14 protein-coding genes and 1 riboswitch are annotated in these 12383 nt (G+C 68.9%); of the genes, 4 read left to right on the top strand and 10 right to left on the bottom strand.

From position 1 onward, the window contains the following. Positions 1 to 28: 28 nt before the first annotated feature. Positions 29 to 142: riboswitch (SAM riboswitch) on the top strand. Between the two features lie 14 nt (positions 143 to 156). Further along, the gene (locus G6N77_RS13340; protein WP_165182661.1) at positions 157 to 456 is read left to right on the top strand and encodes a hypothetical protein; all 300 of its coding nucleotides are present in this window, start codon (positions 157 to 159) and stop codon (positions 454 to 456) included. Between the two features lie 48 nt (positions 457 to 504). Here G6N77_RS13340 and G6N77_RS13335 read toward each other — a convergent pair whose 3' ends face one another. The 4 genes from G6N77_RS13335 to G6N77_RS13320 form a co-directional block, all read right to left on the bottom strand. Beyond that, complete coding sequence (locus G6N77_RS13335; RefSeq protein WP_165182660.1) at positions 505 to 735, bottom strand: biotin/lipoyl-containing protein; 231 nt, start codon at positions 733 to 735, stop codon at positions 505 to 507. Beyond that, positions 732 to 1799, bottom strand: coding sequence for an alpha-ketoacid dehydrogenase subunit beta (locus G6N77_RS13330; RefSeq protein ID WP_240902146.1), 1068 nt, complete (start codon positions 1797 to 1799; stop codon positions 732 to 734). Before G6N77_RS13330 ends, G6N77_RS13335 begins: the two co-directional genes overlap by 4 nt. Then, positions 1796 to 2818 (bottom strand): thiamine pyrophosphate-dependent dehydrogenase E1 component subunit alpha, encoded by a 1023-nt coding sequence (locus tag G6N77_RS13325; protein WP_165182659.1) that lies wholly within the window; start codon positions 2816 to 2818, stop codon positions 1796 to 1798. The genes G6N77_RS13330 and G6N77_RS13325 overlap by 4 nt, the downstream gene beginning before the upstream one ends. Positions 2819 to 2957: 139 nt before the next feature. Next, on the bottom strand, positions 2958 to 3749 hold the full coding sequence (locus G6N77_RS13320) for an IclR family transcriptional regulator (protein ID WP_165182658.1): 792 nt from the start codon (positions 3747 to 3749) through the stop codon (positions 2958 to 2960). A 250-nt stretch (positions 3750 to 3999) separates the two neighbouring features. Between G6N77_RS13320 and G6N77_RS13315 the strand changes: the two genes are divergently transcribed. After that, a complete protein-coding gene (locus tag G6N77_RS13315; protein ID WP_306987338.1) occupies positions 4000 to 5091 on the top strand; it encodes a VIT1/CCC1 transporter family protein in 1092 nt (363 codons plus the stop codon). Between the two features lies 1 nt (position 5092). Here the strand turns inward: G6N77_RS13315 and G6N77_RS13310 are convergent, their stop codons facing one another. Then, entirely contained in the window at positions 5093 to 6235 is a 1143-nt protein-coding gene (locus G6N77_RS13310; RefSeq protein ID WP_306987337.1) for an LOG family protein, read from the bottom strand. Between the two features lie 124 nt (positions 6236 to 6359). Here G6N77_RS13310 and G6N77_RS13305 point away from each other — a divergent pair, with 124 nt between their 5' ends. Then, positions 6360 to 6665: a rhodanese-like domain-containing protein gene (locus G6N77_RS13305; protein ID WP_165182657.1), complete on the top strand. Its 306-nt coding sequence runs from the start codon at positions 6360 to 6362 to the stop codon at positions 6663 to 6665. A gap of 62 nt (positions 6666 to 6727) precedes the next feature. On the opposite strand, the gene G6N77_RS13300 is transcribed toward G6N77_RS13305, so the two are convergent. Next, on the bottom strand, positions 6728 to 7498 hold the full coding sequence (locus tag G6N77_RS13300; protein WP_165182656.1) for a TIM barrel protein: 771 nt from the start codon (positions 7496 to 7498) through the stop codon (positions 6728 to 6730). Further along, complete coding sequence (locus G6N77_RS13295) at positions 7498 to 8667, bottom strand: Gfo/Idh/MocA family oxidoreductase (RefSeq protein ID WP_165182655.1); 1170 nt, start codon at positions 8665 to 8667, stop codon at positions 7498 to 7500. The genes G6N77_RS13300 and G6N77_RS13295 overlap by 1 nt, the downstream gene beginning before the upstream one ends. Before the next feature lie 118 nt (positions 8668 to 8785). Between G6N77_RS13295 and G6N77_RS13290 the strand changes: the two genes are divergently transcribed. Further along, positions 8786 to 9895: a LacI family DNA-binding transcriptional regulator gene (locus G6N77_RS13290; protein ID WP_205678274.1), complete on the top strand. Its 1110-nt coding sequence runs from the start codon at positions 8786 to 8788 to the stop codon at positions 9893 to 9895. Here the strand turns inward: G6N77_RS13290 and G6N77_RS13285 are convergent. From G6N77_RS13285 to G6N77_RS13275, 3 genes are all read right to left on the bottom strand, one after another. Beyond that, complete coding sequence (locus tag G6N77_RS13285) at positions 9876 to 10916, bottom strand: Gfo/Idh/MocA family protein (protein ID WP_165182654.1); 1041 nt, start codon at positions 10914 to 10916, stop codon at positions 9876 to 9878. The genes G6N77_RS13290 and G6N77_RS13285 overlap by 20 nt on opposite strands. Beyond that, complete coding sequence (locus G6N77_RS13280; protein ID WP_165182653.1) at positions 10913 to 11911, bottom strand: Gfo/Idh/MocA family oxidoreductase; 999 nt, start codon at positions 11909 to 11911, stop codon at positions 10913 to 10915. Before G6N77_RS13280 ends, G6N77_RS13285 begins: the two co-directional genes overlap by 4 nt. Before the next feature lie 78 nt (positions 11912 to 11989). Continuing rightward, positions 11990 to 12383: P-loop NTPase family protein (locus G6N77_RS13275; RefSeq protein WP_476855472.1), on the bottom strand; the 394-nt coding region annotated here is incomplete at its 5' end.

The raw sequence follows: 12383 nt of genomic DNA, 5'->3' as shown, positions 1-12383 counted from the left end.
GTGCTTTTTGGCGGTAATCTTGAGCCAGCTTCAAGAGATGCGGCGCCAAGCTCCGACTGGCCGCGCACCAACCCCATGTTCACAGGGTGGTTCGGATGAGGAAGCGGCCCGCGGTGACAGGATCCGGGGGCAAGAGCACTCCCAAAGGCCGTGATGATGACCGTTATCTCCGTCAACCGCATTCCCGCGAACCGCAACGCTGCCCGGGCCGCCACACCGCCGCAGGGCATTCCCGTGCTGCCGGCCGTGGATATCAACTACGGCACTGTCACGTTCTTCACCCCGTCCGGGCACCACAATTATTGGTCTGCCGAGCCGGACCTGCTGGTGGACGCGCTGTCGCAGGCGGTCCGCCCGGCCCAGTGGATCCCGGAAATCGCCACGCTGGTGGTGACCGTGGCCCAGACCGGCGTGCGGACCGGCCGGCGCCTCGGCTTCCGCCTCGCGGCGCACTAACCGGCCTGCGGCGCACTAGCTGGCCCGCGGCGCACTAACCGCCTGCGGTCATTCGATGACTGCGATCACCGCACCCTGCGCCACTTCGTCGCCTTCCTGAACGCGAAGCCGGACGGTGCCGGCCACGGGCGCGTAGATTTCGGCGTCGACCTTGTCTATGGCCACCTCGGCGAGCAGGTGCTTTTCGGCAACTGCGTCGCCGTCGGCCACGTACCAGGTGGCCAGGACGCCGGGCTCGGAGGCGTCCCCCGTCATCATCGGAAACAGGACTTCGTTCATGCAGTTGCCGCCTTCCGGACCGCGGCCTCAATGCGTGCGGCCGTTGGCAACACAGCATATTCGAGTTCATGGGCGTACGGAATGGGCACGTCGGGGACGCAGACGCGGCTGAAGTGCTTCAAGAGGGCCGGGTCGTGCTCGGTGATGGTGGCCGCGATTTCGCCGGAAAGCCCGAACGACTGGTAGTCCTCATCCACCACAATCACGCGCCCGGTCTTGGCGGCGGTGGCGATGACCGCCTCCCGGTCCAGCGGCACCAGCGAGCGCAGGTCCAGCACCTCCACGTTGATGCCCTCCTCCTCCAGCTTCTCCGCCACGTCCAGGCTGTGGTGCACGGACAGCGACAGCGTCACGATGCTGACGTCCGTGCCCTCCCGGACCACCTTGGCCTTGCCGATCGGAACCACGTAGTCCTCCTCCGGGACGGCGCCGATGGAGCGCTTGTTCTTCGCCATCCAGGCCAGGCCCATGACGCCTTTGTGGAACATGTACACCACGGGGTCGTCGGATTGGATGGCCGCCGTCATGAGCCCCTTCGCGTCGTACGGGTTGGAGGGGACCACCACCTTCATGCCGGGCAGATGCGCGAACGTGCCCCACAGTGTTTGCGAGTGCTGGGCGCCGTCGGAATAGCCGCCGCCCACCGCCGTCATCAGCACCATGGGGACGCGGACGTTGCCGCCTGATTCGTAGTGGATCTTGGCCATGTGGTTGTAGATCTGGTCCATGCACACGCCGAAGAAGTCCACGAACATCAGCTCGACAATGGGCCGCATGCCTTCCACGGCCGCCCCGATGCCCAGCCCGATGAACGCCGTCTCGGAAATCGGCGTGTCAATGATCCGCTCCGGTCCGAACCTCTCCAGCAGCCCCGTGGTGGAGGAGAAAATGCCGCCGTAGGCCGCCACGTCCTCACCCATCACGAATACAGACGGGTCCTTTTCCATCTGCGAGCCGATGGCTTCCTGCAGCGCCTTGGCCGTGTTCAACCGCCGGCTGCCGGCGTCTGGCTCCACGGGCAGTGACATTTGAGCAGCGGCAGCTGCACTGGTTGAGATGCTCATGACTGGGCTCCTTCCACAAATACGTACTTCAGTGCCTCGGCCGGGTTGGGCGTTGGCGCGGCCTTGGCATGTTCGACGGCGTCGTCCACCTGGGTGCCCGCCCACGCTGTCATTTCGGCCAGGTCAGCGTCCGTGAGGATCCCGGCGTCGCGCAATTGCTTTTCGTAGGCGGGTATGGGGTCCCGGTCGGGAACCTCGGCCAGTTCGGGCCGGTAGCCCTGGGCGTCGCCTTCAAAGTGGCCCCACAGTCGGAGCGTGTGGATCTCGATAAGGCTGGGCCCGTTGCCTGCCCGGGCACGCACCACGGCCTCGCCAACAGCAGCGTGGACGGCTTCGACGTCGTTATTTTCCACCCGGACCCCCGGCATGCCGTAGCCCGCCGCCCGCACCGCATTGGACGGCACTGAGGTGGAGGCACTGCGGTGGACGGAGATGCCCCAGTCGTTGTCCTCGATGACGAAGATGACAGGCAGCTTCCACAGGGCTGCCAGGTTCAGGCACTCGTGGAACGGGCCGGCGTTGGCGGCGCCCTCACCGGCGACAGCCACAGCAATGTTTCGAGTGCCGGCACGCTGGAACGCGAAGGCCTGGCCCAGCGCGGCGGGGAAGCCCTCGGCCACGATGCCGGAGCAGGAGAAATGCGTGGCCGGATCAAAGAGGTGCATGTGGCCGCCCCGGCCGTGGCCCAGCCCGGACTCGCGGCCGAAGATCTCCCCGGCCAGCGCGCGCAGGTTCATGCCCTTGGCAATGGCCAGGTGGTGCGGGCGGTGGGTGGCCGTGAGTGCGTCGCCGGATTCCAGGTGTGCGCACAGGCCCGCGGCCACCGGCTCCTGCCCGGCGGAAAGGTGCATCTCCCCCGGGATCAGGCCCTTGCCAATGTCAAAGCCGGGGCTCTTGTCGGCGTGGTATTCACGCAAAATTGCTGCCTCGAACGTCCTGATCAGGATCATCTGGCGCAACAGCTCCTGCCGCTGCGCCGCACTGAGGTCCTTCGCGACCTCGGTTGTTTCGGTGGTCATCGCCTCTCCCTTCCACAGATGCGCCGCCGCCTGTGCCACTGAGCGTGGAGGATTGTGGCGGCTCGCATGCCTTTCACTTTTGAGCCTAGGCACGGGTTCGACGCCGGCAACACCGCGCGGATTTCAGTAGGTGAAAAAGCTACCCTTGACCAGTGGGCCCCGCGCTGATGGTGCCGCCGGCGCCCAGGATCAATTCCAGGTGCGCAGCGGCGTCCTTGAGGGTCTCCGTGTAGTTCATTCCGCGGCGTTGTTCCCCTGCCGGCAGTGAGATGGCCAGGGCCCCGGCCCACGACGACGCAGCAACGGGCACGGCCAGGCAGGTGAACCCGAGCGCATATTCCTGGTCGTCCAGCATGGAGGACGGGCTGCCTTCAAGTGTCCGCAGGAACTCCCGCGGCGAGGTGATGGTGTAGGGCGTGAGCTCGGCCAGTGGATGCGAGGAAACATACTCCAGGCGTTCGCCGGCACCGAGGCCGGCCAGAATCTGCTTCCCGAACGCCGTGGCGTGGGCGCCGTCCTGCAGGCCTACCCACAAGTCCACCCGGGGCGTGAGCGGCCCGTCCACAATGTCCACCAGCTCAATTTCGCCGTCGTAGAAGCGGCTCAGGTACGTGGCGGCGCGCAGTTCGTCGCGGATGCCGTTGAGCACGGTGCGGCCCTGCGCGAGCGACACTGCACCCCCGGCCGCTGCGAGGGCCGGATGCCCGGGCCCCAGGACGAAGCCGTCATGGTCCTGAACCACATAGTTTGAGTGCGCCAGGGTGCGCAGTACGTTGTAGGTGGTGCCCAGACTAAGGGCCGTGGCGCGCGCAATGGACTTGGCCGGCAGGGGGCGGGAGGAGGAACCGATGCAGTCCAACACAGCCAGGGCGCGGCTTACCGAGGCGATCAGCGTCGGTGTTTTTTCGTCGTTGGCGAAGGTGGGCTGCATCACAACTCCTTACTTGCCAGACTACTACGGATTGCAGGGGTTTTCACGGGGCCGGTCCCGCAGTGGGATTCGCCGAGACAGCGGCCCCGCGCCGAAACCACCCACAATGTTTGGGGGATCTCGGCGCGGACCCGCTACCTCGACGGCGGCGGCCGGATTGCGGCTTCCCGAAACTTTATTCCGAGGACTACCGGCCGGTATTCCGGGACGGAAAGCGCTACAGTGATGGCTGACCCGAGGAGTTTCCACCGTGCCCGAACGCATTCCCACGCCCGCCGAAATCAGGCGGTGGCGCCAATACCTGGCCGATGAACGTGCCGAGGCCTCGGTCTACCGCGATCTGGCCAAGCGCCGGGACGGCGAGGAAAAGTCCGTCCTGCTGGCGCTGGCCGAGGCCGAGGGCCGGCACGAACAACACTGGCTGGGGCTGCTGGGCCAGCATGAGGGGCCGCCGAAACGCCCCTCATTCCGAAACCGGTTCCTGGGGCTTTTGGCCCGCCGCTTTGGTTCGGTCTTTGTCCTTGCCTTGGCGCAACGCTCCGAGTCGCGCTCCCCGTACGCCACCGACCTTGACGCCACGAAGGCCATGGCGGCCGATGAGGCCATCCATGAGGAAGTGGTCCGCGGACTTGCCACCCGGGGCCGCAACCGGCTGGCCGGCTCCTTCCGGGCCGCCGTGTTTGGCGCCAATGACGGGCTGGTCTCCAACCTCTCCCTCGTCATGGGCATGGCCGCCACCGGTGTGGGCAGCCAGGTGGTCCTGTTCAGCGGCATCGCAGGCCTGCTCGCCGGCGCCCTGTCAATGGGGGCCGGCGAATATGTCTCGGTCAGGTCCCAGCGCGAGCTCCTGGAGGCGTCCGCGCCCACGCAGGTCACCCTGACGGCAGCGCCTGAACTGGACCTGAAAAACAACGAGCTGGTGCTGGTCTACTTGGCCCGCGGGATGTCCCGCGAGGCTGCCGAACACCGTGCAGCCGAGCGGCTGGGCCATTTCACCTGCGACTGCGACCCCAGCCTGTCACTGCGCCCCGACACTTTCGAGACGGCGGACGAGCACGAGACGCTGGGCACGGCCTGGGGCGCGGCGTCGTCGAGCTTCTGCTTCTTTGCCTCCGGCGCCATCATCCCCATCATCCCGTTCCTGTTTGGCATGACGGGAATCGGGGCCCTTGTCCTGGCGTGCACGCTGGTGGGCCTGGTGCTGCTGGGGACCGGCGGCGTGGTGGGGCTGCTGTCCGGGGCCTCGCCCATGTGGCGCGGGCTGCGGCAGCTGGGCATTGGCCTGGGCGCGGCCGCCGCCACCTACCTGCTGGGGCTGGTGTTCGGCACCATCGTCGGCTGATTCACGGCTGCCCGGACCAGCCCGACAGCAGTGCACAGGCCTCGTCAATGGTGTCCACCACGCGCATCCGCTCCGCCATGGCCCGGCCGTTGGCGAGGGCGGCAAGCAGGGGCCGGACGGGCAGTTCCTCTTCCCAGTGCCGGCGCCCCACCAGCACCATGGGTGTCACCGCCGCATCCGCCGCATAGTAGTTCTCGCAGGCGTCCTGGAAAATCTCCTGCACCGTGCCGGCGGCCCCGGGCAGGAAGATGATCCCGCCGTTGCAGCGCGCCAGTAGCACGGCCTCCCGGATCGAGTTCGCAAAGTACTTCGCGATCCGGGTGGCAAAGAGGTTGGGCGGCTCGTGGCCGTAAAACCAGGTGGGGATGCCCAGGCTGTCGGCCCCGCCGGGAAACTTTGCCAGCACGGATTCCGCCGCCCTGGCCCACTCCGTGACGGAGGGCCGGAAGCCGGGGACGGCCCCCAGGGTGCGCAGCGCACTGTCCAGGGCATCGGCGCGGTACGGGGACAGGTAAGCCCCCAGGTTTGCAGCCTCCATGGCGCCTGGCCCGCCGCCGGTGGCCACCATGAAGCCCTGGTGCGCCAGGGTCCGCCCCAGCCGGGCAGCTTGCTCATATTCAATGCTGTCCCGGGCCGCGGCATGCCCGCCCATGACACCCACCACACGCTTCCCGGCAGCCGCGCAGGCATCGAGAAAATCGTCCAGGGAGTCTGAAATCGCGTGGTCGTGCATGGCCGTGGCCAGCGTGGCGTTCAGTTCGCGTCCGTGCCCGTCCTGCAGCGTCCACTGGTAGATTTGCGCGTCCGGCACAGCCTCGTATTCCGCCCCGCCAATGCCCTTGTACAGCTCGGCAGCCGTGTAGAGGTGGCCGCGGTAGGCGTTGAAGGGAATGTTGGGCAGCGTGGGGAAAATCAGGGCTCCGCCCGACCTCAGCCGCGCCTCCACCCCTGCGGCAAAGCGGCAGCCCATGAAAATGGCGCCCGACGCCCGCAGGCCCAACAGCTCCGCCGACCTCTGCCGCAGGTCCACGGCCTGGAAGTGCCAGCCGTGCATGGATGTGGCGCCGCCGGCCAGCAAGGCGTCAAACCCCGCCACATCCTCAACCTCGAGGGTCCGGGCACGGGGGGCAAGGGGTGCGTTCACGCCTTCAGCATAGCGAGCCGCGCCGGCGGCCGGGCCAGGCGGGGCCGGGTACGGTGGATACGGCAGCAATTCCAAGCACGACGGCGGCCCCTCCCGGACACGCCGCCCCCACCAAGGAGCCCCATTGAAGGAAATCACCACCAACGACGTCCTGGCCGCCGATCCCGACGTGCAGATCATCGATGTCCGCGAGGCGGGCGAACTCAGCACCGGCATGATCGAGGACGCCGTCCACATTCCCTCCGGCGAAGTCCTGGAGCGCGTGGGCGAACTGGACAAGTCGCGCCGCATCATCGCCGTCTGCCATGGCGGCGGGCGCAGCGGGCGCGTAGCTGAAGCTTTGACGGAGCTCGGCTACAACGCGGACACCCTGGTGGGCGGGATGAGCAACTGGGAGGCCGAGGGCCTGCCCATGGTCCCGCCTGCGTAGGAAACGGAAAATGCCGAGCCGCCGCCGGCCCGACCCGGCCGAGCCGCCGCCGCAAGCGGACGTCAGACCCGGCCGAAGGCGGCGCCGAACGCGGCAAGGGCGGCGTCGCTGTCCCCCTGCGCCCAGGCCTCCATGCCCACGGTGCCGCGGTAGCCGGCGTCGAGCAGTGCGCGGTGGACTGCCGCGTAGTTGATCTCCCCCGTGCCCGGTTCGCAGCGCCCGGGGACGTCCGCCACCTGGATCTCGCCAATGTGCGGCAGCGAGTCGCGGACCAGCCCGATCAGGTTTCCCTCCCCCATTTGCGCGTGGTAGAGGTCCAGCATCATCTTCACGTTGGGGTGGCCGGCAGCCTCCACCAGGGCCCGGGTGTCCTTGGCCCGCGCCAGCGGGATGCCCGGATGGTCCAGGATGGTGTTGAGGTTTTCGAGGCAAAACGTGATGCCGTGGCGTGCGCCCAGCTCGCCGAGGCGGGCGAGGGTGCGTGCGCCCGTGGCCCACATCCGCCCCGTGGCCCTGAACGCGGGGCGGGCCGCGTGCCCGTCGATGAGCTCGGCGGAGTGCACCACCATGCGCGGGATTCCGAGCTCCAGCGCGGTCGGGATGAGTTCGGCCGCCGTCCGGACCACGTCATCGCAGCTGTCGGCATCCACCACGCTGCCGGCGGAATATCCCGTCATGGAGGAAAATGCGGCGCCCGTTGACTTGAGTGCGGCCACGTCCTTGGTGCGCGAGTCCCAGATTTCCACGTCAAAGCCCGCCGCGTGGATCCTGCGCACCCGCTCCGCGAACGGCAGCTCGGTGTAAACCATTTCGGCGCAGACTGCCAGGCGCATCAGGCGCCTGCCGCGTTGTGTGAAGGCTCGACGGCGGCCGGCCGGGCCACCGCGGCCGGCCGGGCCACCGCGGCCGGCCGGGCGACGGCGGCGGGCTGGCCCGTGGTGACGGACTCGATGCAGGCCAGGGCCACAGCCAGGGCGCGGCGGGCGTCGGCACCGCCGGGAGTGACTGAGGCCCCGGCCCCGCCGGACCCGGATGCGGCGGCCCCGTCCGCCGGGTTTCGCAGCCCGGCAATGGTGGCGGCAAAGTCGGCGAGTTCGTCGGTGTAGGCCTGCTTGAACAATTCCACGTTCAGCCGCGGCGTGTTGGCGGACAGGCCGCCGGCGGTGTAGCGCCGGGCGGCGGTTTCAGTGCTTCGTCCGGCCTGGACCATACCCTTGGAACCGAAGACCTCACCGCGGATGTCATAGCCGTAGAGGGCGCTGAAGTTTGCCTCCGCCACAGCCACGGCCCCGTTGCTGTACTTGACCGTCACCACGGCGGTGTCCAGGAAGCCCTGGTCCTTGAAGCCGGGCTCCACCAGCGCGTCCGCCACTGCATAGACGTTCACCGGCTCGGCCCCGGAATTGAACCAGTTGAGCGTGTCGAAGTCGTGGATCAGCGTTTCCAGGAACACCGTCCACGGCGGTGTCTTCGCGGCCCCCTGTATGCTGCCGGTCCCGGGGTCGCGGGTGAGCGAGCGCAGCAGCTGGGGCGTCCCCACCACCCCGGCGTCAATGTCCGCCTTCGCGGCCAGGAAGTCCTCGGCGTAGCGCCGGTTGAAGCCCACCTGGAATTGCACGCCGGCGGCGGCCACGTCCGCCAGCGCCGCATCAAGTTCCTCGAGCGACAGCCCGGCCGGCTTCTCGCAGAAAACGTGCTTGCCGGCCTTCGCCGCCTGGGAAATCAGGGTGGAGTGGAAACGGGCCGGGCTGGCAATGATGACACCATCCAGGTCCGGGTCGGCAAACAGGTCCGCCGGGTCGGCACTGACCTTGGCCACGCCCAGGCGGGCTGCCAGCGCGGACGCAGCATCGATGGCCGGGTCGGCAATGGCCTCCAGCACGGCGCCGGGCAGGCGGAGGGCCACGCTCTCGGCATGGAAGGCGCCGATCCAGCCGGCGCCAATGAGGCCCAGGCGCACCGCCGGTGCCGGAGTTGCCGTGTGTCCTTGCAGATATGCCATGGGAAGCCGACCGTTCAGTGGAGTTGGGGCCGGAACTAGATCGATCTAGCCGACGTGATGGATCCAGTCTGGCACGACATCCCGCACCGTGTCTAGATCGATCTAGTAGTCTGTTTCCATGATGAACCCCGCAGAGCCCCCGCAACCGCCCCGGCGCCCCACCATGGCCGACGTCGCCGCGGCCGCCGGCGTCTCGCGGGCCCTCGTCTCAATCGTCATCCGGGGCGCGGAAGGGGCCAGCGACGCCACCCGCCGGCGCGTGCTGCAGGCGGCCAAGGACCTCGGCTACCGCCCGGACACCAGGGCCCGGCTGTTGCGCAGCAGCCGGACACGGCTGATCGGCGTGGTCTTCAACGTGACCGAGCCGTACCACGCCGAGTTGGTCGAGCTCCTCTATGAGGCTGCCGCCGCCGAACGCTACGCCATCACCCTCAGCGCCACGGGGCCGCGCCGGGGCGAGCGGGAGGCTGTTGAATCGCTGCTGGACCTGGGCGTGGAGGCGGCGGTGGTCATTGCCCCCACCAGCCCGACGGCGGAACTCGCAGCCCTGCCCGTTCCCGTCGTATCCATGTTGCGGGCCCCGGGCGGCGGGGCCGTCGCCAGTGTTGCAAGCGACGAGGCCGCCGGGATCAGGCTGGCCATGGACCACCTTCACGGCCTGGGTCACCGGCGCATCGCCCACCTCGACGGCGGTGCCGCCGTCGGCTCGGCAGCCCGGCGCACCGCCTACCTGGCCTGGATGGCCGACGCCGGCGAGGCGGCACAGGTAATCCCCGGCGGTCCCCTGGAATCGGACGGATCGCGGGCGGCAGCCATGCTGCTGGCGTCCATGGGCCGGCCGCCTGCCGGGGCCGGACGTGAGGGGAACACCCAGGCCGGGCACGCCACATATGCCGGCCACGGCGGCACCGCATCGGGGGCACCCGGCGCGCCCACCGCCGTCGTGGTTTTCAACGACCGCAGCGCCCTGGGCGCCCTGGACACCTTCCGGCGCGCGGGGCTGGGCGTGCCCGGGGAGCTGTCCGTGGTGGGCTACGACAATTCCCGCATGGCGCGGCTGGAGCACATCAACCTGACCAGCATTGGCCAGGACGGGCCCGCGCTGGCGGCCGCCGCCGTCCGCAGCGCGGCCGCCCGGATTGCCGGCGCCGCCGCGGAGGACGTGGTCATCCCGCCGTCGCTGGAGCCGGGCGGCACCACGGCGAGGCTCACTCCCCCGGGAAGGTGATTCCCAGCTGGCCGCGGATGGCATCCGCCACGTCCATGGTCAGGATGGATGCCTCCAGTGGGCGTTCCGCCACGGAGGTGCGCCCGGCGTGGATGGCCCGGGCGACGGCGGCGGCCTCGAAGTGCAGGCCCTCGAAGTGCGCCCCCGCGGGCTCCTCGTAGCGGAGGCTGGTGCCGTCGGGCTGGCTGAGCGTGAACCCGCCGGGCATGTTGAACGGTCCGTCAAGGGTCAGTGTGGCGGCCGTCCCCACCAGGCTTGCCTGGGTGGGCGTGAAGTTGTTCAGCTGCGTGTTCACCACCGCGTGGGCGCCGCCGGGAAAGGACATGGCGGCTGAAATTTGGCCGTTGACGCCCGACGGGTGGCCGATGCCCAGCGCCCGGAGCTGGTCCGGGGCGCCCAGGACGGCGGTGACCAGCGCCAGCGGGTAGGTGCCCAGGTCCAGCAGCGGGCCGCCTGCCAGCATGGGGTCGAAGATCCGGTGCCCCGGCTCAAAGTGTTCGCCGTACTCGGCGATGACGGTGGTCAGGGTGCCCAGTGCGCCGGCGTCGAGCAGTTGCCGGACGGCGTCGAACTTGGGCAGGAAGAAGGTCCACAGCGCCTCGGCGGCAAACAGCCCTGCAGCGGCGGCCTTGTCACGGATGTCCCGGGCCTGGGCGGCGTTGATGCCGATGGGCTTCTCGATCAACACGTGCTTTCCCGCCGCCAAGGCGGCCAGCGCGGCGGAGTGGTGGGAGGTGTGCGGCGTGGCCACATAGACAATGTCGATGTCGGCGGCGGCCAGTTCCCCGTAGCTGCCGTACGCCGCTGCAATGCCGAACGTGTCCGCGAAGGCCTGGGAACGCTCCCGGGAGCGGGACCCCACGGCGGCAATCATCTGGCGCGTGTGCGCCTGGACGGACTCGGTGAAGCGCCCGGCGATCCAGCCCGGACCCATGATGCCCCAGCGCAGGGGCGGGGCATCCATGGAATCGGGCACGCGTGAAGCGGGCAGGACCGCGGGCGCGGTTGCCTGCAAACTCACGTGTAATCCACCGCGGTGAAGAGCCCCGTGCCGGCCGCGGCAATGACGGCTTCGGCCACCTGGGCCGCGCGCAGCCCGTCGCGGGCGGTGGCCAGCGGCGATGGTTCGCCGCGCTGGAGTGAATGGATCCAGGCCTGCAGCTCAATCCGGTAGGCGTCGGCAAACCGCGGCCGCCAGTCCTCCGGATATTCCGTCGACCTGCTGCGCTGCGCATTCACGGCCAGCAGGGCCGGCTCGGCCAGGGAGGCCGTGCCGCGCTCGGCCACCACCTCACATTGGGTGGTGTAGCCGTACTGGGCATTGAGGAACAGCTCCAGCGTGGTCAGGACGCCGTCAGCGGTGCGCAGCAGGATGAACGCGGGGTCATGGAGCCCGCCGGGTGCCGCCGTCGTCCGTTTTCCGGCGTGCCAGGCCACCTCCGTGATGGGCGAGCCCAGCAGCCACGGAATGGTGTCCAGCTCATGGATGGCGGAGTTGGTCACGGCGGAGGCGGTGGTGGCGTTGGGTGCGGAGGTGCTGTTGCGGCTGATGCAGTGCACCATCAGCGTCTCGCCCGCGTCCCCGGATTGGGCATGGCGGCGCAGTTCACGGTGGCCCGGGTCGAAGCGCCGCATGAACCCCAGCGACAGCAGCGAACGCCCCGTGGCGGCGGCAATCTCCTCATCCGCCGCCACCACCTCGCGGCATTCCGCCACCGTCGGGGCCAGGGGCTTTTCGCACAGGACCGGCTTGCCTGCCTCAAGGCAGTCGAGGATGAGCCCGGCATGCGTCGAATCATGCGAGGCAATCACGACGGCGTCCACCCGGCTTGAGCGGATGAGCTTGCGTGCGTCGGTGGTTGCGCGGGCGCCCGCGGCGGCCGCCGCGGCTGAGGCACGGTCCCCGTCGATGTCCGCCACGTAGCTGACGCTGGCGCCGCTGATGGCCGTGGCCAGGTTGGTGATGTGGTCGGCGCCCATGATTCCGGCGCCGATCACGCCTACGTTGAGGGTCATGCTGGTGTTCTCCCCTGTTTGTGAAGTGGCCCTGCGGGCTGTTGTGCCTGCGGGCTGTTATGCTAGCCGGCTGTCTTGCTAGCGCGGCAGCTGATCAGCGGTTTCGGCCACTTCGGCCTGGACTTCGCTGACGATGTCGCTGTGTCCGCCGAGGCTTTCGAGTTCGTGGGCCAGCTCGGCCAGCTCCGCGCCGCCGGCCATTTGGGCGGTGAGTTCCTCCAGGGTGATGTCCTTTTTGTCGTAGTAACCGATGGACTTGCCGCGCTTGAGGAGCAGGAACCTGTCCCCGACGGGGTAGGCGTGGTGCGGGTTGTGGGTGATGAAGATGACGCCCAGGCCGCGGTCGCGGGCCTGGAGGATGTAGCGCAGCACCACCCCGGACTGCTTCACGCCCAGGGCCGCGGTGGGTTCGTCCAGGATCAGGGCCTTCGCACCGAAGTGCACGGCGCGGGCAATGGCCACGCACTGTCGC

Origin of the sequence: Arthrobacter silviterrae, from assembly GCF_011045165.1 — a bacterium.
In the GTDB taxonomy this organism is placed as follows: Bacteria; Actinomycetota; Actinomycetes; order Actinomycetales; family Micrococcaceae; genus Specibacter; species Specibacter silviterrae.
The sequence above is the reverse complement of the archived record's forward strand: the minus strand, read 5'-3'. Positions and strand labels throughout refer to the sequence as shown.